Annotated in this window: 22 protein-coding genes; 4 read left to right on the top strand and 18 right to left on the bottom strand. The window is 53.6% G+C overall.

The window, feature by feature from the left end; genetic code table 11:
- Window positions 1–9 precede the first annotated feature (9 nt).
- The 5 genes from TH2_RS18325 to TH2_RS18345 all read right to left on the bottom strand — a co-directional run bounded on the left by TH2_RS18325 (window position 10) and on the right by TH2_RS18345 (window position 6110).
- Window positions 10–300 carry a DCL family protein gene (locus TH2_RS18325; RefSeq protein WP_008891939.1) on the bottom strand — a complete coding sequence of 97 codons (291 nt, stop codon included), beginning with the start codon at window positions 298–300 and terminating at the stop codon, window positions 10–12.
- Entirely contained in the window at window positions 300–2924 is a 2625-nt protein-coding gene (locus TH2_RS18330) for a DEAD/DEAH box helicase (protein ID WP_051007666.1), read from the bottom strand. The genes TH2_RS18325 and TH2_RS18330 overlap by 1 nt, the downstream gene beginning before the upstream one ends.
- 1 nt (window position 2925) lies before the next feature.
- The gene (locus TH2_RS18335) at window positions 2926–3894 is read right to left on the bottom strand and encodes a HamA C-terminal domain-containing protein (RefSeq protein ID WP_008891941.1); all 969 of its coding nucleotides are present in this window, start codon (window positions 3892–3894) and stop codon (window positions 2926–2928) included.
- A gap of 372 nt (window positions 3895–4266) precedes the next feature.
- Window positions 4267–5256 carry an AraD1 family protein gene (araD1, locus tag TH2_RS18340; protein WP_008891942.1) on the bottom strand — a complete coding sequence of 330 codons (990 nt, stop codon included), beginning with the start codon at window positions 5254–5256 and terminating at the stop codon, window positions 4267–4269.
- 80 nt (window positions 5257–5336) lie between these two features.
- Window positions 5337–6110, bottom strand: coding sequence for an SDR family NAD(P)-dependent oxidoreductase (locus TH2_RS18345; protein ID WP_008891943.1), 774 nt, complete (start codon window positions 6108–6110; stop codon window positions 5337–5339).
- A gap of 534 nt (window positions 6111–6644) precedes the next feature.
- On the opposite strand from TH2_RS18345, the gene TH2_RS18350 reads away from it, so the two are divergent.
- On the top strand, window positions 6645–7394 hold the full coding sequence (locus tag TH2_RS18350; protein ID WP_120225880.1) for a FadR/GntR family transcriptional regulator: 750 nt from the start codon (window positions 6645–6647) through the stop codon (window positions 7392–7394).
- A 278-nt stretch (window positions 7395–7672) separates the two neighbouring features.
- On the opposite strand, the gene yjfF is transcribed toward TH2_RS18350, so the two are convergent.
- The 4 genes from yjfF to TH2_RS18370 form a co-directional block, all read right to left on the bottom strand.
- Window positions 7673–8650, bottom strand: coding sequence for a galactofuranose ABC transporter, permease protein YjfF (gene yjfF / locus TH2_RS18355; protein WP_008891945.1), 978 nt, complete (start codon window positions 8648–8650; stop codon window positions 7673–7675).
- The gene (locus TH2_RS18360) at window positions 8640–9656 is read right to left on the bottom strand and encodes an ABC transporter permease (RefSeq protein WP_040824631.1); all 1017 of its coding nucleotides are present in this window, start codon (window positions 9654–9656) and stop codon (window positions 8640–8642) included. The genes yjfF and TH2_RS18360 overlap by 11 nt, the downstream gene beginning before the upstream one ends.
- Before the next feature lie 41 nt (window positions 9657–9697).
- Window positions 9698–11194, bottom strand: coding sequence for a sugar ABC transporter ATP-binding protein (locus TH2_RS18365; RefSeq protein WP_008891947.1), 1497 nt, complete (start codon window positions 11192–11194; stop codon window positions 9698–9700).
- Window positions 11195–11339: 145 nt separating this feature from the next.
- Complete coding sequence (locus TH2_RS18370) at window positions 11340–12290, bottom strand: ABC transporter substrate-binding protein (protein WP_274517104.1); 951 nt, start codon at window positions 12288–12290, stop codon at window positions 11340–11342.
- Window positions 12291–12479: 189 nt separating this feature from the next.
- Between TH2_RS18370 and TH2_RS18375 the strand changes: the two genes are divergently transcribed.
- On the top strand, window positions 12480–13502 hold the full coding sequence (locus TH2_RS18375; RefSeq protein WP_081579323.1) for an aldose epimerase family protein: 1023 nt from the start codon (window positions 12480–12482) through the stop codon (window positions 13500–13502).
- Window positions 13503–13553: 51 nt separating this feature from the next.
- On the opposite strand, the gene TH2_RS18380 is transcribed toward TH2_RS18375, so the two are convergent.
- The 4 genes from TH2_RS18380 to TH2_RS18395 form a co-directional block, all read right to left on the bottom strand.
- Complete coding sequence (locus tag TH2_RS18380; protein ID WP_040824632.1) at window positions 13554–15143, bottom strand: gamma-glutamyltransferase family protein; 1590 nt, start codon at window positions 15141–15143, stop codon at window positions 13554–13556.
- A 135-nt stretch (window positions 15144–15278) separates the two neighbouring features.
- A complete protein-coding gene (locus tag TH2_RS18385) occupies window positions 15279–16604 on the bottom strand; it encodes a TRAP transporter large permease (RefSeq protein WP_008891951.1) in 1326 nt (441 codons plus the stop codon).
- 6 nt (window positions 16605–16610) lie between these two features.
- Window positions 16611–17183, bottom strand: a complete 573-nt coding sequence (locus TH2_RS18390; protein ID WP_008891952.1) for a TRAP transporter small permease subunit — start codon at window positions 17181–17183, stop codon at window positions 16611–16613.
- 1 nt (window position 17184) lies between these two features.
- A complete protein-coding gene (locus TH2_RS18395; RefSeq protein ID WP_008891953.1) occupies window positions 17185–18303 on the bottom strand; it encodes a TRAP transporter substrate-binding protein in 1119 nt (372 codons plus the stop codon).
- Window positions 18304–18636: 333 nt separating this feature from the next.
- Between TH2_RS18395 and TH2_RS18400 the strand changes: the two genes are divergently transcribed.
- A complete protein-coding gene (locus tag TH2_RS18400) occupies window positions 18637–19362 on the top strand; it encodes a GntR family transcriptional regulator (RefSeq protein WP_008891954.1) in 726 nt (241 codons plus the stop codon).
- 15 nt (window positions 19363–19377) lie between these two features.
- Here the strand turns inward: TH2_RS18400 and TH2_RS18405 are convergent, their stop codons facing one another.
- A complete protein-coding gene (locus tag TH2_RS18405; protein ID WP_167549080.1) occupies window positions 19378–20325 on the bottom strand; it encodes an AraC family transcriptional regulator in 948 nt (315 codons plus the stop codon).
- A 79-nt stretch (window positions 20326–20404) separates the two neighbouring features.
- Between TH2_RS18405 and TH2_RS18410 the strand changes: the two genes are divergently transcribed.
- Window positions 20405–21046: a LysE family translocator gene (locus TH2_RS18410; protein ID WP_008891956.1), complete on the top strand. Its 642-nt coding sequence runs from the start codon at window positions 20405–20407 to the stop codon at window positions 21044–21046.
- Between the two features lie 6 nt (window positions 21047–21052).
- Here the strand turns inward: TH2_RS18410 and TH2_RS18415 are convergent, their stop codons facing one another.
- From TH2_RS18415 to TH2_RS18430, 4 genes are all read right to left on the bottom strand, one after another.
- Window positions 21053–21586 (bottom strand): DoxX family protein, encoded by a 534-nt coding sequence (locus tag TH2_RS18415; protein ID WP_008891957.1) that lies wholly within the window; start codon window positions 21584–21586, stop codon window positions 21053–21055.
- On the bottom strand, window positions 21573–22367 hold the full coding sequence (locus TH2_RS18420; protein WP_008891958.1) for an HvfC/BufC N-terminal domain-containing protein: 795 nt from the start codon (window positions 22365–22367) through the stop codon (window positions 21573–21575). The genes TH2_RS18415 and TH2_RS18420 overlap by 14 nt, the downstream gene beginning before the upstream one ends.
- Complete coding sequence (gene bufB, locus TH2_RS18425) at window positions 22364–23227, bottom strand: MNIO family bufferin maturase (protein WP_008891959.1); 864 nt, start codon at window positions 23225–23227, stop codon at window positions 22364–22366. Before bufB ends, TH2_RS18420 begins: the two co-directional genes overlap by 4 nt.
- A 140-nt stretch (window positions 23228–23367) precedes the next feature.
- Window positions 23368–23667: a BufA1 family periplasmic bufferin-type metallophore gene (locus TH2_RS18430; RefSeq protein WP_008891960.1), complete on the bottom strand. Its 300-nt coding sequence runs from the start codon at window positions 23665–23667 to the stop codon at window positions 23368–23370.
- Window positions 23668–23944 lie beyond the last annotated feature (277 nt).

Raw genomic sequence — 23944 nt, forward strand, 5'->3', positions numbered from 1 at the left:
GCTCCCTCACTATACGCAGCTTTTATAGGAGAAACGCTCCTCAGTACCGTCCAAGCGCCTCACCCAAAAGCATCGAGTTCCATAGTCAGCCCGACGCACAAAAAAATGGTCAACACCGTCCCCAAACTTGTCATTGGCGTCAGGATGGTTCTTCAAGGCATCCCTGAGAAAATTCTCATCGTCTCTCGACACACGCTCTTCCAAAGCATAGCTGTTAAGCATAACTCTTAGGTATTCAAGAGCATCACCTTTTTTTGCAAAATCCACTTCACCGATTTTTACTGGCGTCGCTTTAGCCATCAACTATTCTCCGCATTTAAGTCGAATGAATTCTCCAGTCTTTTCTGCTCAGTTACCCTACGAATTTCACGTTTTACAAGTGCAGGAAGGTCCAATCCCTCCCATTCCCCGCCAACAAGTATATTTAGAACCTCCATCTCCCCCAAATCACTACGGACTATATAATTACTCAGCTCAATTGAACTAGTTCGAGAAAGACCCATACCAATTAAACTAATCAAAGTTCTCGTACTTACGCCAAATTCCAAAAATAGATCGTAAGGAAATTCATCCGGGAATTCTTTTGAAATACCCTTTTCTTGAAAATGTTGCCTCAATACAGATAAATATGCCCCAAGATACTTAGGAGCGAGAAATCTTGCTATCTCTTCCACAGAAGCCATCGTTTCTCGAATGAACCTTGCATACGGGAGCTCCTCATCAGACTGATATTTCGGTTTAGCTCGTTCTCGCTTTAACCTCGCGGCAATCATCTGCCCAAGAGTTCTTCCGCGCATCCAATCCCATGTAGTCAAGGCGCACGGGAGAACACGTTTCTCCGGAGCAAATACTGGGGCCAAGCAAAGGTTGATTATGTCAAATATGACAACAAACCGATCGACCGAATCACTATCTTCCGGTGGGATTGGGAGAAATAAAGTTGCATCTCTTCCATCGTTTCGAAAGAAATTCATCAACCTTTGGAGAGCAACAATAGAAATGCCTGGATTTGCGTCGACAATAGCTTGCGAAACGTCGATCGCTTCTAGAGACGGCTTGATTAACTCTTCGAGTTCGCCCGCCATTTTCTTAGTTAACTTTTTTATGGGTGGAGCATCCCTCAACGAACCTTCCCGATACTGCCAACTCATAAGATACGCAGCAACATGCTCAAGCTTTCCGTTTACAGACGCGGTTTCCATGTCCACACGTTTAGAGAGATATTCAGAGAGGTCATTAAACTGTTCGAGTACCTGATCAGTCTCACGTTTTATAGGATAAGCAGTCTTTTTCGGAAGACCTCGCGGCCATACTTCCCGCTTACTCACATCCACGCATACGATATTTCCATAAAAATCTGCTCCCCAACGACCGGCTCTGCCAGCTAGATTCCAAAAATCCTGTGGCGACATATCTTGCCGCAGACCTTTCTTTGGGCCTCTTATTATGATCGTTCGGCATGCGAGATTAACCCCCTCTATCAAAGTTGAAGTTGACACGAGAAAGCGAATCTTGCCGGAAGTAAAAAGACGCTCTATTTCCTCCCTAAGAAGAGAAGGCATATTCCCATAATGGAAAGCCACGCCGCGCTTGACTAGATGAACCAACTGGAACTTCGGATGAATTACTTTTTCGCAGAACTCAGAAAGATCAGCGAGTTCTTGGTCCTCTTCAAACACGTCGTTGGAAAGCCCGTCATAGATTAACGCTGCAACACGCTCTGCTGAATCTGCCGTATTGACATAAACAAGTGTCCCTACTGTCTTCTTACCCAACGCAAGAGCAACGAACGCAATGCGCTTCCTTACACAAGTGGGCCTGTCATACAGCGAAAACGAACCTAATGGCCTCTTCCCCTCTTCGGTAGCAAGTGAAAGCGTCCACTCCTTGGTTTTTCCACTTACTTGCTCCGCTACCAAAAGATTCTGCATTACGGTGGCTGTGTTACTTGGAACGACCGATGTGGCAACTCCGTCAGGTGCTTCCTCCAGCAAAACTTCCGGGTTATCACTATGAGGACTTAAAAATACTAACCTGCATGTGCTATTTGCACGAACAACTCTTTCAATACTGTCTTGAAGAATTACTCCCCGGCGCTCATCCGATAATTTTTGCGCCTCATCGACTATTGCGTAATCAAAAGAATGTGGCTCTTTTCCTGCATTCAAAAATATATGAAGTCGCTCTTGGGTGAATACCGCAATGAACGGTTCTGAGTGAAACCCCTCATCATTGATTGGCAATGAGGTAACTTTGAGAGAGTTCAAACCGTGGTTTAATTTGAGTTGATTCAGTTGCCGCTCAACCTCCGAAACGAGAGCACGAGTAGGCGCAATGAATACTGAAGACTTTGCATTGCCAGATGCATGCTGGAGCAACAACCAGTTCAAGACTGCATACGTTTTACCAGCGGCAGTTGGAGCGGTCGCGGAAAGCCAGCGTGATGAGGCGAGTTTTGCCCATAACTCCGTCTGAAATCTATTGCCTAGAATTGATTTTTTTTCGTTAAGAAAAATCTCTGAGTGCAACCGTCTCCTAGTAAGGAGTAGCTGCTCCATTTTGCCAATTCTATGCTCAAGTTCAGGCCGCAATAACTCGCGATCTTGGGCTAACTGAACCGCCCTGTGGTTGGATAGCCTAGCAAGGATTAAACCGCCAGCATCTTGATAAATCGGTTCACCCGAAAAACAAACTGCAGCTTCGGCCACCATCAAAGCGTACTCTTGCGGCTCTCTATCTGCACTTTCTGCGAGAATACTTGCCGCAAAAAGAAGCCTCCTCCAGTCATGAGAACACGAAAGATTTTCACATCGGATTGTATCTTCTCCGAAGCTTAGAGCCGCTGACCATAGTCTAAGATCGCCAAAGCTTTCTTTGATTCCATCTGGTCCGATCAACCATTTCTGAATTTCATCGAGACTCACACTAACTCTCCAAGAGATTCAAAAAATATGTTCGAAATTCCTCGACAGTACGCATCGGAACACAGATAAAAATAAGTTCATAAGAGGCGATATTTTCTTCACCTATTCGTTTCTTGATTTGCTTCATCCAATTGGGAAGCTGCGCTTTGAGTTCTGCTTCAAGCTTCTCGTTGTCGGTATTCTTACCGTCCTCCAAATATGCTGCTGAGTCGAAGCCAATAAGAGCAATCCCGCAGTGCTTCACTTGCAGGGAATGATTATCATCAAGATCAAAGTATTTCTTTAAGCCTTCGGTTATCTTCGGATCATCGAAGCTCGAAAACTCGTTGATTAGAAAAACATCCTGAGACCGTGCGGCATCACTTCCATCTGGCTCAAGAAGGAACGGTGCTAATGATTTTAGACAGTCACGAACTGCAGCAGAAGAATCTCCGTATAGCTTGGACTCCCCCCAATATATACCAAGTCCTACACCATCAATTCCTTGCGCGTACACTCCATCAGCGCCATGATAATGCATCTCAGTAGACGTTTTCAGACTCATCTTGCATATGATCTGACTAAGGCCAAAAACAGCCTCTGCGAATGCAAAAAGCAGTAATTCGCCACCTTCTCCACTTTTGGCTAAACTAGTGAATAGTCCCCTCGCTTCTCTCTCAAGCTTGGACAGAAGAGCAGTAGAATTCGTCTCTTCAAGATACTTCTTAGCTTCATCGATACGCTTTCGCGGAATTGCATAATCTACAACCCTATCTCTAAGAAACTCCGCAAGAGGCTTATATCTAACTTTTCCGTTCGCATCGATTTGTAGACGGTAGCAGTGTAGCCTCGTTTTAGTATCCTTGATTCCCGTCGGCACCCCGAACTCTCTTAAATGGACGTCCGTGACTTTTTTGCCCTTCCGTATTGTGCCGGATAGCAGGTTGAAAACATCGCCCGAATCTTCATCTTTTTGTATTTCTTCGGTCATACAACGGCAATCGTAGTTAACGACATGAGAACCATCTAAAGTAGCATTCATAAGTCTGTATCAGAAGAAATTTCTCGTGATTGCGATCAATCAAAATTCGACTCAACCCATTGAGATAATCAATCCAAAGATGAATACCTATTCTCACTCAAGACTGCTCAAAGGCATTTACGCACAAACAACGATGGGAACTTAACCGATCAACAAAATTTATATGACTTTCAGGCCCCTCTTTGCTCCGACTGAAATGATGGGTATCGTTAGATCACCCTCCCCCCCCAAAAGAAAACCCCGGCACATTTCAGTACCGGGGCAAGTCGTGTCGTTTGGAGGTAGACAGGGTTTTTGGCCCTTGGGAGTCTCAGAGAGACATCAGATCGCCTTGACGGTCACCGGGCGCTCTGCCTGAACCATCAGGCGGTTGCGGATCGGACGACCAAATAGCGGCGATTCAATTTCGAACTCATCACCGTCCTTGGTGGTGACACCATCGGCAAAGCTGAGCGTCGCGGTCCCGAAGAAATGCGCATGCACATCACCCGGACGGCGGAACAGGTCATATTTGAAATGGTGATATTCAAGGTTGGCGATGGAGTGCGACATATTGTCTTCGCCGCTGACGAACTGCTTTTCCCAGATCACCTTGCCATCACGATAGAGGCGCGAGGTGCCCTCGACATGGCTTGGCAGATCGCCCAGCAGCAATTCCGGGCCCATCGCACAATGGCGCAGCTTTGAGTGTGCGAGATAAAGGTAGTTCTGGCGTTCCATCACATGGTCGGAAAACTCGTTACCGATGGCAAAGCCGATGCGCACCGGGGTGCCGTCATGATCAATGACATAAACCGCGGCAATTTCCGGTTCCTCACTGCCATCAAGGGCGAAGGACGGGCTTGGAATGTCCGCCCCCGGATTGGCAACGATGGAGCCATCGCCCTTATAGAACCATTCGGGCTGCACGCCATGTTCGCCAGCCTTGGGCTTGCCGCCCTCAACCCCCATGCGGAACATCTTCATGGAATCGGTTTCGTTGGCGTCCTTGTTATCGGCCTTGTGCATGTTCGCACGCGCCGATGCGGAGCCAAGATGGGTCAGGCCCGTGCCCGTCACCAGGAAATGCGCCGGATCAACATGGGTGATCGGCGGCAAAAGGCGGCCATCACGGGCAACTTCGTTATAGTCGACCGTGGTGTCGCCCATACGAATTTTTGCCTTTTCGATCATCGTCATGCCCTTGGCAAGCGCGATGGTCGCAAGTTCACGGGTGGTGGAAACGCCCTTAAGCGGGATCAGGGTGTTTTGGTCTTCGACCACGGCCACATGTTGCGCGCCGGCGGTGTCCTTGAATTGAACCAGTCTCATGAATTCTGTCCTGAACGATCTTGGGTCTATGTCGGAATACGGGGATGTCAATGTGGTTATACGGTGTGGCGATACGGGCCTCAGACCCAACCGCCATCGACGATAAAGTTTTGCGCGGTCACCATGCGCGCTTCATCTGAAATCAGGAAAAGCGCCATGCGGGCGATATCATCGGGCATCACCTTGTTTTTCAGGCACTGGCGCTCATCGATTTCACGTTCGGCGGCTTCATCGACCCAAAGATCTAGCTGGCGCTGGGTCATGACCCAACCGGGCACGAGCGTATTGACGCGGATGTGATCCTTGCCAAGATCGCGCGCCATACCGCGCGTCAGACCATGGGTTGCGGCCTTTGCCGTCGTGTAGCCGGGCATACCGCCCTGCCCCATCATCCAGCTGACCGATCCGAAATTGATGATCGCACCGCCGCCGGCCTTCTGCATCATCGGCGCCACCGCCTGAATGGCAAAGAAGGACGGGCGAATATTGATTGCCTGACGCTCATCCCAGTATTCCGGGGTGACGTCCTGCCATTTATGGCGGGTATCGTTCGCTGCATTGTTCATCAACCCGGTGATTGGGCCATTGATCTCGGCCGCCTTGGCAACGGCGGCTTGCAAGGCGGCAATATCGGTCAGATCGCATTTGATAAAGACAGGTTTATTGCGTGCATCTTTCGAAAGCTTTTCGACAAGTGCGTTACCGGCATCTTCCATGATGTCGACAAAAGCGACTTTTGCCCCCTGTTCGACAAAGGCGGTCACAATCGCCTCGCCAATACCCGATGCCCCACCGGTGATGAATACCGATTTGTCTTCCAGGCTTGTGTAGTGTGTCGGCATGCGATCAGACATGATCGTTTCATCTCCCGTCGTGCGTTTTGTTTTCAGATGTCAGACGTCGGACTCCCCTGACGCCAAACACGATTCTAGGCCAAAATTGACAGAAAGTGCATCCATCAAGCTATGTGCGGCGCAACAGGAGAAAAATTCCTGACGCCAACATCATGCTACGCCGACAAGCCCCCTTCAGACCAGACGAATGGTCCGGGCACGTTCCCGTGCGCGGCTGCGTGATGCTTCCTCCTGATAATCTTGTTTTTTATTCTTCATACAATAACATTAATGATCAGGATATCCGGGCCTGTCAAGCGTCAAACCATGCAGTCTTTTCTTTCATTATCTGAAAGCTTGTTTATAAGTTCATGACATAAGCAAATACGTAACAGCCATCGTGACGCCCCCCTGAAATAATTATATGCTATGCAGCACAAGGCGTTGACGGCACCAGATAAGTTGCCCTGAAAATTAATTCATATTATATGAATAATGACAAAGCGGGCCTTTTGCCTATTTGCTTTTCAATCAGGGCCACGCCGGAGGGAATATATGTCGTCTACCATGTCGAGAACTTACGCCAAACGCAGTCTGCACAGCATTGTTGCCCACGATCTTGGCGCACGCATTGTTTCGGGCAAGCTTGCGCCTGGCGATGTCCTGCCGACAGAGGCGGCCTTAAGTGAATCCCTTGATGTTTCACGCACAGCCCTTCGTGAAGCCATCAAAATCCTTTCGGCCAAGGGACTGATTGAAAGTCGCCCGAAAACCGGCACCCGGGTCAAACCGCGCTCAAGCTGGAACCTGCTTGATCCTGATGTTCTGTCCTGGCACTTCCCGGACCCGGACCCGGCCTTTCTCTATAGCCTGCTTGAAACGCGCCTGATCATTGAACCGAACACGGCCGCCATGGCCGCCGTCCGCGCCACGCCGGAACAGATCAAACATCTTGAAACCGCCTATTTCGAAATGGAAAAGGCCGAACCCGGTACCGAGGCGGTTTATATTACCGACCTTGTGTTCCATCAGGGCATTTTGGATGCGTCGGGCAACGATTTCATGAAATCGTTTGGCATGTTGATCGAAACCGCCCTGATCGGCTCCTTCCGCCTGTCGTCTGGCGGGCCCAAGGCACATGTCAAGTCGCTGCCCGATCACCACGCGGTCTATGCCGCCATCAGCCAGCGCGACCCCGAAGAGGCCCGCAGCAAAATGCACGGCCTGCTGCGCCGGACCATGCGCGAACTGCGCAAGGAACTCGGCATGTCGGTTGAACATGACTGGGATCAGATCGGCCTGTAATCGATGCCGATGGGGCGGATCAAAACGATCACCGCCCCCATTCCTCATACTATTTGAATTTACCCCCAAGACGCCCAATCACGCGTTTGGCGCAGACACCACGCATTATTCACCAAAAATGAATGATGCGTCTGATTGACCATTTTTTCCGTCAAATCTCAGGCACCGTTCCGGCACCTGATTACACGATCAAAACCGACCCTGTCTAGCAACAGAAAAAACGCCCTGCTTATTCAAACAGGGCGTTTTGAAGGAAGGTATTTTGATCGCCGGACGCTTTATGTCGCCCCGGCACGCATGCCCGAGAAGGAACGCGTGATCAGGCGCTGCAGGACGATAAAGCCAAACAGAAGCGCGCCAATCATGATCTTGGTCCACCAGCTGTTAAGCGATCCGTCAAAGGCGATCAGGGTCTGGATAACCCCCATGATGATTCCGCCAAAGAACGTGCCGAGCACAAAGCCCATCCCGCCGGTCAGAAGCGTTCCGCCAATCACCACGGCGGCAATGGCATCAAGCTCCACCCCGACCGCGGCCAGTGGATAGGCCGACGCGGTATAGAAGGCAAACACCACGCCCGAAAGTGCGCTGAAAAAGCCCGACAGGGTGTAAACCCGGATGATGGTGCTGTGGACCGGAACACCCAGCAATTCTGCCGAATGCCGGTCCCCACCAATCGCATAGACATTGCGTCCGAACCGCGTGAAGTGGGCAATCACCACCCCGCCAATCACGGTCGCCAACATCAGAAGCGCTGATGCCGTCAACCAGCCACGACCGGGCAGCTGGATTTTAAACCCGCTAAAGGCCGAGACAAACGGATGATCAATCGGAACGGAATCCAGATTGATCAGGAAGCACATGCCGCGCAGGAAAAACATCCCGGCAAGCGTGATAATAAAGGGCTGAATATCGAACTTGGCGATAATCACACCCATAAACGCCCCGAATGCCGATCCGACAACCATCGCAATCACGGCCGCCGTCACCGGATGCATGCCAAAGCCCGTAACAAGTTCGGCCATCAGCACACCGATAAAGGCAATCATTGACCCAACCGAAAGATCAATCCCGCCCGATAGAATGACAAACGTCATTCCAACGGCGGTAATGATCAAAAAGGCATTATCAGTCAGAAGCGCGCCCAGAACATAGGTATCGGAAAAGGCGCGGTGTTCAAAAATGCCATAGCCATACAGCAGTACCAGAACCGCAAGCGTGGCAAGGATCGGATAAAACCGTTCATTAATTTTCATCGGATTTCCCCCGCTTCATGCGTTCCATTGCCTGCCCCACAAGTTCGCGGGATTTGGGCGCCTGCACCAGCAAAACGACCATCACCACCGCCGCCTTGACGATGAGCGTGTATTGCGAAGGAAGACCCGACAACAAGATGCCGGTGGTCAGCGCCTGAATGATCAGAACGCCAATCACGGTCATGGCAATAAAGAACCGACCGCCCATCAGCGATGCACCGCCAATGACAACCGCCAGAATGGCATCCAGTTCAAGCCAAAGCCCGGCATTGTTGGCGTCCGCCCCACGAATGTCCGCGGCAATGATGATCCCGGCAAAGGCCGAGCACAGGCCAGATGCGGCGTAGGCCATCAGCTTGATACCGCGTGCATCGATGCCCGCGACCCGGCTGGCGCGCGCATTGCCGCCAACCGATTCAACAAACAGACCCAGGGCGGTCTTGCGCATGATGAAATAGATCGCCGCAATCACGGCGGCCGCAATAATCACCCGCCACGGAATACCCAGCAGATAACCACTGCCGATCCCTTCAAAGAATTCGCCGTGGAAGGTCACGATCTGACCACCGGTGATCATCTGGGCAATGCCCCGCCCGGCCACCATCAGGATCAGCGTTGCAATGATCGGCTGAATATCAAGGAAGGCGACAAGGATGCCGTTCCACAAACCGCACAAAATCCCGGCACCAAGGGCGGCCAGGATAATGACAGCCGGATGCAGATCGGTATCGCGGATCAGAACCGCCATCACCGCCCCCGAAATGGCAATGATCGAGCCCACCGAAAGATCAATGCCGCGCGTGCCAATCACAATCGCCATCCCCACCGCAACAAGGGCGGTCGACGCCCCGCGATGGACAACATCGACAAGCGATCCGTAAAGGTGCCCGTCAACAATGCGGATGTTGAAGAAATCCGGTGAAATGATCCCGATCCCCAGCACGATCAAGATCAGTGCGGCAACCGGACCAAACCAGGGTCGACTTAACAAAGAAGATGCAGACATGGTGCTGCTTTCCCGTATTTTCTTTTTGTCTTTTAAACTGGTCATCGTGCAATCGCCTCGATGATGCTGTTCTGGGTGATTTCCGCACCCACCAGTTCAGAAACCTTTTCACGATCGCGCATCACAGCCACGCGGTCAGCAAAGGCGACGATTTCTTCAAGCTCGGATGAGGCGACCAGCAATGCCAGCCCCTCGTCACAGAGCTCCTTGATCAGTTTGATGATGTCGGCATGGGCGCCCACATCAATCCCGCGTGTCGGTTCATCAAGGATCAACAGGATCGGCTTGGACACCAGCCAGCGCGCCAGAATGACTTTTTGCTGGTTGCCACCGCTGAGCTGCCCGACGGGCTTTTCACTGTCGGGGGTGGCGATACCCAATGCCTTGATCATGTCATCGGCAAATTTCTGTTGTTCGGCGCGCGGGATCGGGCGCAGCCAACCACGCCGCCCCTGAAGGGCAAGCACGATATTTTCGCGCACACTCAGTTCGGCAACAATGCCGTCCTGTTTGCGGTCTTCGGGGCACAGCCCGAAACCGGCCCGGATCGCATGACGCGGGGAACGCAGCATAACCGGCTCCCCATCCAGAAACACAAGGCCGCTATCGGCTTTTTGGGTGCCAAATACCAGTTCGGCAAGCTCCGTCCTGCCGGATCCCAAAAGACCGGCCAGACCGACAATCTCGCCAGCTTTCAGATCAAGTGACACAGGCTCAAGCACGCGCTTTTTGCCCAAATTCTTGATCTGGATCTGGCGCGCAGGGCCATCATAGCTGCCTTCGTCCTGATGGCGATGCGCGCTGACTTCGGCCAGTTCACGCCCGAGCATGTGATTGATCAAATCAATCTGGGCCAGTTCCTTGGTGACAAACGTGCCCACCAGGCGGCCATTGCGCAGCACGGTAATACGGTCGGTTACCGCGTAAACCTGATCAAGGAAGTGGGTGACAAAAACAATCCCCAGCCCCTTGTCGCGCAACTCGCCCATGATCCGGAACAGTGTTTTGATTTCTTCGCCGTCAAGTGACGCGGTCGGTTCATCAAGAATAAGAACCTTGGCATCAAGGGCGACGGCGCGCGCGATTGCCACCAATTGCTGGATCGCCACCGAATAGGAGCCCAGCGGCCGATTGACATCAATATCAAGCCCCAAAATCTCAAGGGCGGTCTTGGCATCGGCCTCGGTCTTTTTCCATGAAATCAACCCGAATTTGCGGGTCTGGCGTTCCAACATCAGGTTTTCGGCCACCGACAGTGTCGGCACCAGATTGACTTCCTGATAAACGGTTGAAATGCCGAGTTCCTGCGCATCACCGGGATGCTGCGGATGGATTTCCTGTCCTTCGAGTGACACCGTACCGGCATCGCGCGGATGCACCCCGGTGATCACCTTGATCAGGGTCGATTTACCGGCCCCGTTTTCGCCCAGAAGGGCGTGAATTTCGCCGCGTTCAAGGTCAAAATCCACATCCTCCAGCGCCTTGACGCCGGGAAAGAACTTCCCCGCACCGCGCACTGAAAGCACTGTGTCTGACATATCCTGCCCCTCTCCCTAGTCTGTCTTTGAAGTCTTTTGCTGCGGATACAGCCGGACGCACCCCGGCAATCGCCGGAGCACGTCCGATGCAATGAGAAGCGTTCCTCTTGTCCCCATGGGCAGAACCCATGGGGGAAGTCAGAGGTTATTTGCTACGCATTTTGTATTCTTCCGCAGCGGTATCAGGCAGATAGAGCGGGCCATTTGCCTTGATCCATTTCGGAACTTCTTCACCAGCCTTTGCCGCCTTGATCGCGTCAAAGGACGGGCCGCCCAGATGCGGGTTCAGTTCGATGGTGGCGTTGGTGTCGCCATCGGCCATCGCCTTGAAGATATCTGGCACCGCATCGATGGATACGATGAGCATATCTTCACCCGGGTTCAGACCGGCTTCCTTGATGGCCTGAACGGCACCCAGTGCCATGTCGTCATTGTGGGCATAAACCGCACAGATGTTGGCACCACCGTTTTCAGCTTTCAGGAAGCTTTCCATGACTTCCTTGCCGCCGGAACGGGTGAAGTCACCGGACTGCGAACGGATGATGTTGATGGCCGGGAAGTTGGAAACAACCGACTCAAAACCTTCCTTACGGTCGTTGGCGGCAGACGAACCAACAGTTCCCTGCAGTTCGACAACGTCGCAAACGCCATTGGTTTCAGCAGCCAGCCATGCAGCGGCCAGTGCACCTTCGACCACGAAGTCCGACGCCACTTTGGTCAGATACAGGTCTTCACTTGCATCAACACCACGGTCAACGAGGACGACCGGAATGCCGGCGTCTTTTGCTTCTTTGAGAACCTGATCCCAGCCGGTTTCAACGACCGGAGCCAGAAGAATGCCATCCACGCCCTGCGCGATGAAGGAACGGACTGCCTTGATCTGGTTTTCCTGTTTCTGCTGTGCATCGGAGAATTTCAGATCAATTCCACGACGTTCAGCTTCGGCTTTGATCGACGCCGTTTCAGACGTACGCCAGCCACTTTCCGAACCGATCTGCGAGAAACCGATCATCATTTCTGCATGTGCAGCAAACGACAGACCAAGTGCAACACCCATTGCGGCAGTAGAAACTGCCATCTTCTTAAAACTTACCACGATTTCCTCCCTAAGAGTGGCTTATTGCTTAAAAGCCATATAGTATTACAATATGATTTCTAAGCCCTCAACCATATAGTGCATCATCCTTTAGAGTGATCGCGCCAAGCGACATTAAAACTTGGCTAAACCAATAAAAATCAATATCTTGGCAAGAATCGAATGTCACAAACCATCGCGATACCAGACATGGCAAAACCACACACCAACACACTTCAAAAGGGCGAAAACGCCCCCCGTGCTGCATTAGAGAGCTCTCAGATTCGCGTATTGGTTTCTGCGCTTGGCGCGCGCCTTTGCGGGGTATATTTGCGTGATCTGAAGGACGGATCGGAAACCAATATCGCGGTTAATCTCATCGATGATGCCGCCTATCTTGATCAGGATAGCTATATCGGGGCGGTGTGCGGGCGTTATGCCAATCGCATTGAAAAGTCGCGCTACCCGGATGAAAACGGGGATATCGTGGAGCTCGCCGCGAACGAAGGCGAACACCACCTGCATGGCGGACCGGATGGCTTTGACAGGCGGCTCTGGACCATTTCCGATCAAACAGAGCGCAGTGTTACGTTTAAGCTGACCTCGCCCGCGGGCGACCAGGGATATCCTGGCACTTTGAGCACGTCTGCGATCTATTCACTTGTTGCGGACAATCGTCTGCGCCTTGAAATTACCGCCACCTGCGATCAGCCCTGCCCGGTCAACATGACAAGCCACGCCTATTGGAACCTGACGGGAACGTTTGATAAAACCGCTGGCGATCACGTCCTGCAAATCAACGCCAATCAATGGCTTCCAGTTGATGACAAACTGATCCCGACGGGCGAAATCCGCGACGTTATGGGGACCGGCTATGACTTCCGAAGCCCGGCGCGGATTTCCGATATGCTGGCCCATGCTTCGCAGGGCTTTGATCACAATTTCTGCCTGACCGGACCCCGCGGCGAATTGCGCCAGATCGCCACCCTTTCCGATCCAGCAAGAAAACGGTCGATCAAACTGTTTTCGACCGAGGCCGGTCTGCAATTCTATCTCGCGCAGCATTTCAATGATGCGATGAAAACCGAAAACGACGTGCCGCTTCACACATCAGGCGGCATTGCGCTTGAACCGCAAACCTACCCCAACAGCCCCAACAATCCGGACTTCCCAAGCCCGTGGCTCAAACCCGGCGAGACGTATCGCCATGTGATTGAGTGGGAATTTTCCTAAACAACAAAGCCCCGCATTTGCGGGGCTTTGATTTGGCGGCTTTGATTTGGCCTAAAGTGCTGCAACAGAACCATCCGCACGCGGATCTGTGGCCCCTTCCATCACGCCATTGGGCTTTAATCGAATGCCACCCGCATGGCCCATCATGTCCTCATAGGGACCAACAACCTCGACCGTATGACCGGCTGATCTCAGCTGTTCGATCAGGGCCGGGTCAAAGCGGTTTTCGAGTTTAAGCGTTGTCGTGTCTTCGCCCCATGTTTTCCCCAGCAACCAGCGCGGCGCGCTAACGGCTTCCTGCAGGTCCTGCCCATACATCACATTGCGGGTAAAGACAGCCGATTGGGTTTGTGGCTGTCCCTCGCCGCCCATGGTGCCGTAGGTCAGCACCGATCCGTCATTAAGCTTTGCCAAGGCAGGATTGAGCGTATGGAACGGCAGGCGGCCCGGTCCCAACTGATTGGGGCCATCATGGAGCGTGAAGCTGGCCCCGCGGTTTTGCCACAGAACGCCGGTTTCGGGCACCACAACACCCGATCCGAATTCCCAGAAGATGCTTTGGATATAGCTGACCGCAACACCATTGGCATCAACCGCCCCCATCCAGATCGTATCGCCCGGCTTGGCGACATGCGGCCAGGGCAATGCTGTTTTCATATCGATTTTGGCGGCTTCATGATCGAGCATTTCATTAGATAGCAACGACATCGGATCGATGCTCATCCGGTCCGGATCCCCGACATGGGCATCACGTTTCAGGAAGGCCCGTTTGGTCGCCTCAATCAATCCATGGACATGGTCAAACCCGTCCAGTGTCGCGCCGGAAAGTCCCAGCCGATCAAACAGGCCAAGGATCATCAGCGATGCTACACCCTGGGTCGGCGGCACCATATTGAAAACGGTCCCGGCCGAAAGTTTGACCGAAAGCGGCGTCATGATTTTGGCCTGATAGGCTTCAAAATCGGTCAGGCGAAGCGGACTTCCGACTGCCTCAAGCCCGCGGGCATTGGTCCGCGCAATATCGCCGCGATAAAAATCATCAAAGCCAACACGACCAAGATGCTCTAGCGTTGCGGCAAGGGCCGGCTGTTTCAGCACATCGCCAATCGCCGGAATACCGTTTGCGGCATAGGTATCAACATAGCCCGGTGAGTCTTTAAGCTCTGCCATTTTGGTCGTGGTCAGGGCAACCTGTGACTTGGTAACCGGCACCCCGGTTTTGCCATGATGGACCGCATCACGCATCAGGCGACTGTGCGGGATTTTGCCGCCGATTGATGCCGCGACCTCGGCCGCCTTGATCCAGCCGCCAATCGCACCGGCGACTGTCAGGGCCGCAAGCGGACCACGGGCCGGGATCGCGGCCTTGCCCTGTTCGCGGTAAAAGTCTGGTGATGCAAGGTTTGCAGCCCCGCCACATGCCCGGATGGCAACCGGATCCTTGCCGGGCTCGGCAATCAGCCAGAAACCATCACCACCAATCGCGTTCATATGCGGATAGACAACCGCAATGGTCGCAGCGGCGGCAATCATCGCCTCGACCGCGTTGCCACCTTCGCGCAGAATATCACGTCCGGCCTCAGACGCCAGATGATGGGGTGCGGTGACCATGCCACCGAGTGCGGTTCTTGAACGTAACATGATCAGCTGATCTCCCTGCCTTATGCTTGCGGGCATGCCGCGTTGTTTGCGACATGCCCGGTTTGTTCATAGCGCTGTTTTGCGTTTCCGTTCAGCGCCTTTTCACATTGTAGAATACCTGTTTTCCAAACCGGCCTACCAGCCGATCAGATTTGGCAACCAGCTTGTCAGTTCCGGGAAGATAAACAACAGGATCAGGGCAAGCGCCTGAATACCGATGAACGGTATCACCCCGCGATAGATATCGACCGTCGAAACCGATGGCGGTGCCACTCCCTTCAGGAAGAACAACGCCCAGCCAAACGGTGGCGTCAGGAAGCTGGTCTGAAGGTTCATCGCCACCAGAATGGCAAGCCATGCCATGTCGATCCCGCTATTGAGAAAGACCGGCAAGAACATCGGAAGCGCGATATAGGAAATCTCGATCCATTCAAGGAAGAAGCCAAGCACAAAGATCACGGCCATCATGAACAGAAGGTTGCCCATATCCCCGCCCGGCACCCATTCAAACATCGCATGAACAAGCCCCTCGCCACCCAAACCACGAAAGGCCAGGCCAAAAGGCTGCGCACAGATCAGAATGAAGAATACCATCGCACTTGTGATCAGCGTGTCATGCAAGACATCGCGCATCACACCGAAATTCAGACGCCCGGAAAACAGGGCGAGCAACAACGCACCAAGTGCGCCCATGGATGCGGCCTCTGTCGGGGCGGCAATCCCGCCAACGATGGAGCCCAGCACGGCAAAGACCAGCGCCAAAGGCGGCACGACCACCTTGGCAATCTTGATCAGGAGTTGCTGCGTGCTCATGGCATCGCGTTCATCCTTGGGGATGGCGGGTACCATGTCGGGTTTGAAAATCCCCAACAACACAAGATAAAGCCCAAGCATCCCGGCCAGAATCAAGCCCGGCACCATGGCGGCGGCAAACAGTGTGCCGACAGACTCACCAAGAATATCAGCAAGCAAGATCAACACCAGACTGGGCGGGATGATCTGTCCAAGGGTGCCCGATGCGCAAATCACACCACTGGCAACCCCCTTGTCATAGCCGCGATTGATCAGGGGCTGCAGGGATAAAAGACCAACCGTCACAACGGTCGCGCCGACCACGCCCGAAGACGCGCCCATCAAAACGCCAACGATGACGATGGCAAGTCCCATGCCGCCTCTGAGCCGCCCCATGGCGTGACCGATCACATCAATCAGTTCTTCGGCCAGCTTGGACTTTTCAAGCATCACCCCCATGAAGATGAAAAGCGGCAAGGCAAGCAGCGTATAGTTGGTCACAACCCCATAAACGCGTGCCGGCAACAGGTTAAACAAACCGGTACCAAACCCCATAATTCCAAAGGCAAATCCCGAAATCGCAAGCGAGATCGCCACTGGCACACCAAGTACGAGGAAGCCAAAGAAGCCCCCGACCATGCCGATGGCCAGCCATTCATTTCCGGTCATGTCTGATTAGTCTCCTGCACCGGTTTGCGTGACCACATCAGGTGCATCAAAGGCAGGTTCGCCGCGGTTACCCGCAACGATTTGACGATAATTCATAAGGCCCTGGGCAATCGCCTGAATGAGCAAAAGACCAAACCCTATCGGAATAAAGGCCTTGAGCAAGAAGCGATATGGCAGGCCACCCGGATCGGGGGAGCCTTCGCCCATCATGATGGATTGCGCGACATAGGGTATCGAAAACCAGATCAGTGCTGCGCCCAGCACCACCATCAAAACGGCCGAGAAAAGGTCGATGATCGCCTGGGCCCGTGGGCCCAGACGTTCATAAAGGAAATCGACCCGCACATGTCCGCCATGGCGCATGCCATAGGCCATCCCCATCAGGGCAATTGGCGACACCAGATGCCATTCAAGTTCCTGCATCGCCACACTTCCGGAATTAAACAGATAGCGCAGCAACACATTGCCACCGACCACCAGAACAAGGGCAAGACCGCTGATCGCAGCCCCCCATCCGGCAATATCGACAACCAGACCAAGAACGCGGTCCGGTAGCGGCTCAGTACGGGTCGACTTCATATCAGCTCATCCCGCCTTTCGATGAAATGATCCCGTGATAGGGCTTTTCACTGATCGCGGCCCATTCACGGTGCGTGTCGCGGAACGCCATGAAGCTGTCATGGACCTTTTTGGTGATCGGGTCTTTGGCGGCTTCGGCTTCAAGGGTATCCTTGGTGATGTCCTTAAGCTTGGTCACAACATCATCTGGCAGGGTTTGCGCGGTAACGCCAAAGTTCTCGACCAGATCACGCAGGGCGGCTGCGTTGTTGGCTTCACACCAGGAATGGCTATCAAGGTTACACGCCTGTGCGGCGTTCTTGACGATCGCCTGCAGATCCGCCGGAAGGCTTTCCCAGGCTTTCTGGTTGATCAGAAGTTCGGTGACGTTGGACGGCTCATGCCAGCCGGTGGTGTAATAGTATTTGGCGGCTTTCTGCAGGCCCAGACGACGGTCCTGATACGGGCCAACAAACTCGGCCGCATCAATCACGCCACGTTCCAGTGCCGGGAAGATTTCCCCGCCCGGAAGCAGCTTCACTTCAACACCGATCTGCTGATAGACCTTCCCGGCAAGACCCGGGATACGCATTTTAAGGCCGTTGAAATCATCCAGGCTTTCAATCGGCTCGCGGAACCAGCCGGTCATTTGAACGCCGGTATTGCCCATCGGGAAGGCGACCAGACCATATGGCTGATAAACTTCATGCCAAAGCTCAAGCCCGCCACCATGATACAACCAGGCATTTACACCCTGGAAGTTCAGACCGAATGGAACGGTCGTGAAATACTGAGCAGCAAAGATTTTACCCGCCCAGAAATAGGCATTGGCCGCATTCATTTCGACCGTACCGGCCTGAACCGCGTCAAAACCTTCAAGGGCCGGGATCAGCTCGCCTGCGGCGAAATGCTGAATGTTCAGACGACCATTCGACATTTCCGTCACGCGCTTGCAGAAATCTTCCGGGCTGCCCGGACCGGTCACATAAAAAGGTGAACCCGGACCATAGGCATTGGTCATTTTCCAGTTAAAGGTTTCCTGCGCACGAACGATGCTTGGTGCGGCGATAACGCCTGCACCGGTTGCTGCCGCACCGATTGCCGATTTGGTCAGAAAATCGCGCCGTTTAATGTTTGTCATTGATGTCTCCCTGATAGAGATAGCTATTTCTCTGAAACGTGATCTCAACGGAATGCATTCCGCACTGTGTATACATCTTGCAACACACATGCCATTGCATATTTCTCAATGACTTAACAAAATTCCTCTTATTCTTTGATGCTCAAAATGCCAATTAAATAGTCAAAATATTGCGATGCACATTTTTGCTGCACAATAAATATGCAGGAACTGGCGCGAAAAAATGTGCGGATTTTACAACCCTTGAGAAACTTGGCCTTGCCTTGAAAATTGGTGTATACATTTGATCAATAGGAGCCCAACCAAACCTCGCAAGAAGGGTAACGACTTCAGATGATCGAGCTTCGCCAAGCGCTCAGCACCCCGTCCGAACAGACCGAACAGGTCGGCATCGCCCAACAGCTTTGTCAGGCGCTGGAAGATGACATCGTCAAAGGAAAGCTCCCCCCCGGGCAGCGTTTGGAAGAACCGCTTCTGGCCAAGCGGTTTGGCGTTTCACGCACACCGGTGCGCGAAGCCCTGCAGCTTTTGACCGCAACCGAACTTGCTGAAAAGATTCCCAATCGCGGTGTTTATGTCTCGCTTGCAACCCCGGAGCGCTTGACGGCGATGTTTGAAAGCATGGCCGAACTCGAAGGCACCTGCGGGCGGCTTGCAGCCAAGCGCATGACAAGTGGTGAGCGCCACAACCTTGAACGCCTGCACCATGAATTGGCCGAAACGGTGCGCCTGGGCGATAGCGACGGTTACGAAACGCTGAACCGGTCGTTCCACAATACGCTGTATCGCGGCACGCATAACGATGTGCTGGTCGACGTTACGCTTTCGGTGCGTCGACGCGTCGCCCCGTTCCGCCGAGTGCAGTTCCAAAGCCTGTCGCGCCTTGCCTCCTCACACGAAGAACATCAGGGCATTGTCGATGCCATCCTGCGCGGTGACGTCAAGGCCGCCGAAGACTTGCTTTACGGGCATATCATGGCGGTCCACGAGATCAGCCAGGAATACCTCGCAAGCCTGCGCGATGCGAGCGCCCAGAACGACCGGTTCGCGGCAAAATAGGCTTCGAAACAGGGCCTATTGCCCCGCCACCGGCTGCCGCAATCCCCGCCGGAACGCCCCCGGCCCTTCACCATATTGCGCCTTGAACCGCCGCGAAAATGCCGGCATCGATAGATAGCCGCAGCGCAAGGCAACCTCATCCATCGACAAGTTGGTATCGCGCAAAAGCGCCTTGGCCCGGCGCATCCGCCAATTTTGCAGATATTGCATTGGCGCAATCCCGACACAGTCGCCAAACCGCACAACAAAACGCGTCCGCGACATCCCGGCCTGTTTGGCCAAAAGCTCCGCGGTCCACTCACGTTCCGGCTGGGCATGCATGGCTGAAAGTGCGCGTGCGATCTTCTTATCTGCCAATCCGGCAAGGAAACCTTGCGGCAGATCGGCGCGCTTTACTTGTGCTGCCATAAGCGCGATCACAAGGACCTCCATCAGACGCGCCAAGGCACTGCGCCAACCGGGCTGTGTTTCTTGCGCAAGGGTCTTGATCATCGCCACGATTGAGGATTGCGCCTGTGCTGTCGGATCATCTGCGCGCAGGATCACGTGATCCTCAATCAAACCAAAACTCGGATGACGCTCATCGTCATCAAAGGCGCAAAACCCGCACAGCAATCTCACATCCCCGGAGCCTTCAGGCTGATTGCGCAAGACCCCGGCAACCGGGTCAAACCCGACCACCATCGCATCAGACAGCGCAACCGCCTTTGTACCCGGCGCATCACACAGAATGTGCCCACGGCCATTTGGCACCAGCACAAGATCACCTGCGCAAACATCAATTGGTGGTGCATTTTCAGACAGCAAAAGCTTGCACCCGCCTGCCAAAACCAGATGAAACCGGATACGTGCGCCGTCCGCCGGGATATGCACACTGAAATCCCCGGCAAGCTCCGCCGTGAAATACAGATCACTGCGCAACCGTAATCCGGCGCAAACGTCACTGAGCACATCTTGCTGCATTTTATCCATCATCGCGATTTGGAACGATCTGATAATTTATTGGCAGCTTATCGCAAAGACGCGCCCCCGGAAATGATCAATGATCACCAGACCACTTACCCAGATGGATGATCAAATCATGAGCCCAGAAAACCTTACAGCCCTGATCGGCTTTGCCTTTGTCATGTCCGTTTCGCCCGGTCCGGGCAATTTCCTGCTGCTTGCCTCTGGCGCCAATTTTGGCATTGCCCGCACCATCCCGCTGATCCTTGGCATCAGCAGTGGCTTTCTGTCGATGGTGTTTGTGGTGGGATTAGGTTTGGGCGAGATTTTGGAACGTTTTCCAATGGCACAGGATGCCCTGCGTGTTATCTGCTTTGGCTATATTCTCTGGCTTGCCTACAAGATATCGCAGATCAGATCGCTTGAGACCAAAGATCAGACGACAGCACAGCCGATCGGATTTGTTCAGGCCGCAATGCTGCAACTTCTGAACCCGAAGGCATGGACTGTCGCCCTGATCGTAACAGTCACCTACACGGCGCCGTCAGCTGGCATAAAGGGGCTTTTGGTAATGATCGCCGTCTTCGCATTGGTCAACATCCCATCTATTTCAAGCTGGGCGCTGTTTGGCGCGGCCATGCGATCCTTTATCAGTCAGGGTAACCGAACCCGCATCTTTAACATCATCATGGCCGTGCTTTTGGTCGCATCAATGGCGCCGATGTTGCTGCCGATCTGACACCCATCAGGCGCGTCGGCGCGACAGGAACCGATCCACCGAAAGCCTGCCACCACCGGCAAGAACCAGTGCTACCAGAAGCGAAATCCAAAGCAGGCGATGATCGATCAGCTCGGTCGGCAATCCATTGGCAAGCCCGCCCAGTGCGGCACCGTGAAACACAACATCCACGACCGTCTGAACCACGACAAAGCCAATCATGCCAAGGGCTGCAAGGCGGGTGAACAGGCCGACAACAATCAGGATCGGCAAGACAAATTCGCCAAGGGTGCCGGCCCAGACAATCAGGTGCCACGGGAAGAACGGAATGGCGGAGGTATCATAAAGATACTGCTCTGCAATTGGCGGCAGGATCTGCGCGAAGGCGCCCGCACTGAGGCCAACGCCGTCAATCTTGGTCATCGCGCTGTTAAGGTAATAAGGCAGCAGCAACAGAACAAAAAGCCCCCGACCGACAATGCCAATAACATCGCGCCGGCCTAGGGCGTCCATTTTACTCTCAAGACGGGCATAGCCGCCAATTATATTATGCATCATCATGCCCGTTTCCTCTCGGGATCGTAAGGCGGGCATCAAATGCCCCGATTGTTAAAAACGTGCCAAAGCTTGCCATCACATCAAAATTCGCATCGACCTCAAGGGCCTTGGCGCACGCATCGCCAAGGCTCACCCCCCCGCGCGTTTGCGCAGCAAAAAACGCCGCCTGACCATGGGTAATCACGCGCATTTCAACCTGCATATAAGGACGTGTGACCAGAACGGTTTCAGCGCATTGCACGATGCTGGTTTTACCGATCTCGGCACCATCGACCGGGTTTTGCGCATTCCAGATGGCAAAGATCGGATACTCCGACGCCACGACCTGACAGGCCGGATGCGCACGCAGTGTCATGGCCTCCAACTGGTCCTCAAGCCCGCCGAGCTCTTCGGCCAGAAGCGGCTTGGCGTCTTCGGACGTGCTAACCTCCAGCCGGGCACGTTCAAGCCTTGCGACATCCGGCAGGTACGGCAAACGATCGCGCACCGGGTGGTTTGCCAGAAATTCGGCAAAGCCCGCCCCGTAAAGGGCAAGCGATCCGGCACGCACGGTTTCGGATTGAACGAAACCCTTCGCCAATTGATCAAAAAAACCATCCCCGACCAGTTTGCGCACCGTCGGGTAAGCAGCCCCCAACGCGTCATACAGGCCACGATGAACATTGTTGCGGTAAATCGCGAAACGGTGCGCGTAACCGTCCGCAACACCCGCTGGCACCGCATCCGGTTCTGGGGAACGCAACGCGTCGCTAAAGCCGTCATAAAATGCCTTAAGCTCCGTCATGACGCGGCCTTAAACTGCGCGCCAGCGGCATATTCAAGATGACGGTCAGCAAGGGCTGCTTCACGCGCCAGCACATCCCAGCTTGGGACATCATTATCCCATTCAATCAGGGTCGGCTTGCTCCCGATCCGGGCGATCAGACGGTCAAACAGATCCCAAACAGGATCGGCCACAGGCCGGGAATGGGTATCGATCAGAACATTGTCGTCGGGATTGGTGTCTTCCTCATGCCCGGCCAGATGAATTTCACCGACCAGATCACCGGGCACCGCATCAATAAACGCATTGGCATCAAAGCCCAGATTATGCGCCGATATGTAAACATTGTTTACATCAATCAGCAATCCACAGCCACTGCGCGCGGCGGCCTCGGCTATAAATTCAAGTTCGGGGATCGAGTTTTGCGGCAAGGGGACATAGGACGTCGGATTTTCGATCAGGATCCGTCGACCAATAAAGTCCTGCACACGATTGATCGCATCCACCAACTGCGCAAGCGACATCTTCGTCATCGGTGTCGGCAGCAGATCAGCCATATAAAGCCCCTCATGGGCGGACCATGCAATATGTTCCGACACCATGGCGGGATTGAACCGGTCGACCAGCCGTTTAAGGTCTGCCAGATGGTTCTTGTTTAACGGCTCCCCGCCGCCAAGTGACAAGCCGACCCCATGCGTCGAGACCGGATAGTGCGCACAAAGCTCTTCCAGCATGGCAAGTCGCGGGCCACCGGCAACCATGTAGTTTTCCGGATGGATTTCAAACCAGCCTACAGCGTGGGCTGCGCCAAAAATATCTTGGGCGTGCTCGGCCTTGAAGCCAACACCTGCACGTTCAGGAAGCTGTGTCAGCGGTGTCATATCGGGGCAACCTTGTCTTTTCGCCATTTACGCGGGTGGACGGCCAGCACATCGGGACAGGGGGGAGACATATGCAGATCTGTGCTGACCGTCCGTTGGGACGCGATTAGGCTTGGGGTTAGGTTTGGGGATTGCCGGACTTAGCCCTGCGGAATATCGCGATCGAGCGCTTCGAGGCTGCCCATGACTTCGCGGCCATCCGCCGTGGTGAAGCTCATATCTTCACAGGTACCAGCCGGAACCAGTTTCCAGGCATTGCCCTGATAATCGACAGTCGAGGTACCGGCACAGGTCGTGCCCGGACCAGCAGCACAGTCATTCTGACCCGCCAGCGACACCCCAAAACATTTTTCCTTAGCACCATCGGCCGCTGCCTGGTTGATCGCAGCCATTGAAACAGCAGCACTCAATGCTGCACCCAGAACCATTGCTTTTTTCATCTTCGTTTCCCTTCGGTTAAATGCGGACACTCAAGTCCAGGTGATGATTTAACCGTAAGGGCGAAGGGCAAATTCGTCACTGCACCATTCGCACACGCCAAGTCAAAGAGGCGTGAGACATTCCACACATATCCTCACAGTACTGTGAGGTGCCACGCACCCTAATTCTGAAAGCCTGAAACGACAAAACCCCCGACCGGTTAAGGTCGAGGGTTTTTCAAAGTCGTGTGACTATAGGGAATATGAGTTGCTGTATTTGGAAGGCCCGGCGGTGACC

It is taken from the genome of Thalassospira profundimaris WP0211, assembly GCF_000300275.1.
GTDB lineage: Bacteria > Pseudomonadota > Alphaproteobacteria > Rhodospirillales > Thalassospiraceae > Thalassospira > Thalassospira profundimaris.

Bases quoted from the DNA above. Each gene is read 5' to 3' on its own strand.
- bufB (WP_008891959.1), bottom strand. From the start codon at position 23,227: ATGACACCGCTGACACAGCTTCCTGAACGTGCAGGTGTTGGCTTCAAG.
- TH2_RS18345 (WP_008891943.1), bottom strand. From the start codon at position 6,110: ATGTCTGATCGCATGCCGACACACTACACAAGCCTGGAAGACAAATCG.
- TH2_RS18350 (WP_120225880.1), top strand. From the start codon at position 6,645: ATGTCGTCTACCATGTCGAGAACTTACGCCAAACGCAGTCTGCACAGC.
- TH2_RS18400 (WP_008891954.1), top strand. From the start codon at position 18,637: ATGATCGAGCTTCGCCAAGCGCTCAGCACCCCGTCCGAACAGACCGAA.
- yjfF (WP_008891945.1), bottom strand. From the start codon at position 8,650: ATGAAAATTAATGAACGGTTTTATCCGATCCTTGCCACGCTTGCGGTT.
- TH2_RS18420 (WP_008891958.1), bottom strand. From the start codon at position 22,367: ATGACGGAGCTTAAGGCATTTTATGACGGCTTTAGCGACGCGTTGCGT.
- TH2_RS18430 (WP_008891960.1), bottom strand. From the start codon at position 23,667: ATGAAAAAAGCAATGGTTCTGGGTGCAGCATTGAGTGCTGCTGTTTCA.
- TH2_RS18360 (WP_040824631.1), bottom strand. From the start codon at position 9,656: ATGTCTGCATCTTCTTTGTTAAGTCGACCCTGGTTTGGTCCGGTTGCC.
- TH2_RS18390 (WP_008891952.1), bottom strand. From the start codon at position 17,183: ATGAAGTCGACCCGTACTGAGCCGCTACCGGACCGCGTTCTTGGTCTG.
- araD1 (WP_008891942.1), bottom strand. From the start codon at position 5,256: ATGAGACTGGTTCAATTCAAGGACACCGCCGGCGCGCAACATGTGGCC.
- TH2_RS18410 (WP_008891956.1), top strand. From the start codon at position 20,405: ATGATCACCAGACCACTTACCCAGATGGATGATCAAATCATGAGCCCA.
- TH2_RS18325 (WP_008891939.1), bottom strand. From the start codon at position 300: ATGGCTAAAGCGACGCCAGTAAAAATCGGTGAAGTGGATTTTGCAAAA.
- TH2_RS18335 (WP_008891941.1), bottom strand. From the start codon at position 3,894: ATGACCGAAGAAATACAAAAAGATGAAGATTCGGGCGATGTTTTCAAC.
- TH2_RS18405 (WP_167549080.1), bottom strand. From the start codon at position 20,325: ATGCAGCAAGATGTGCTCAGTGACGTTTGCGCCGGATTACGGTTGCGC.
- TH2_RS18395 (WP_008891953.1), bottom strand. From the start codon at position 18,303: ATGACAAACATTAAACGGCGCGATTTTCTGACCAAATCGGCAATCGGT.
- TH2_RS18415 (WP_008891957.1), bottom strand. From the start codon at position 21,586: ATGATGATGCATAATATAATTGGCGGCTATGCCCGTCTTGAGAGTAAA.
- TH2_RS18380 (WP_040824632.1), bottom strand. From the start codon at position 15,143: ATGTTACGTTCAAGAACCGCACTCGGTGGCATGGTCACCGCACCCCAT.
- TH2_RS18385 (WP_008891951.1), bottom strand. From the start codon at position 16,604: ATGACCGGAAATGAATGGCTGGCCATCGGCATGGTCGGGGGCTTCTTT.
- TH2_RS18375 (WP_081579323.1), top strand. From the start codon at position 12,480: ATGGCAAAACCACACACCAACACACTTCAAAAGGGCGAAAACGCCCCC.
- TH2_RS18365 (WP_008891947.1), bottom strand. From the start codon at position 11,194: ATGTCAGACACAGTGCTTTCAGTGCGCGGTGCGGGGAAGTTCTTTCCC.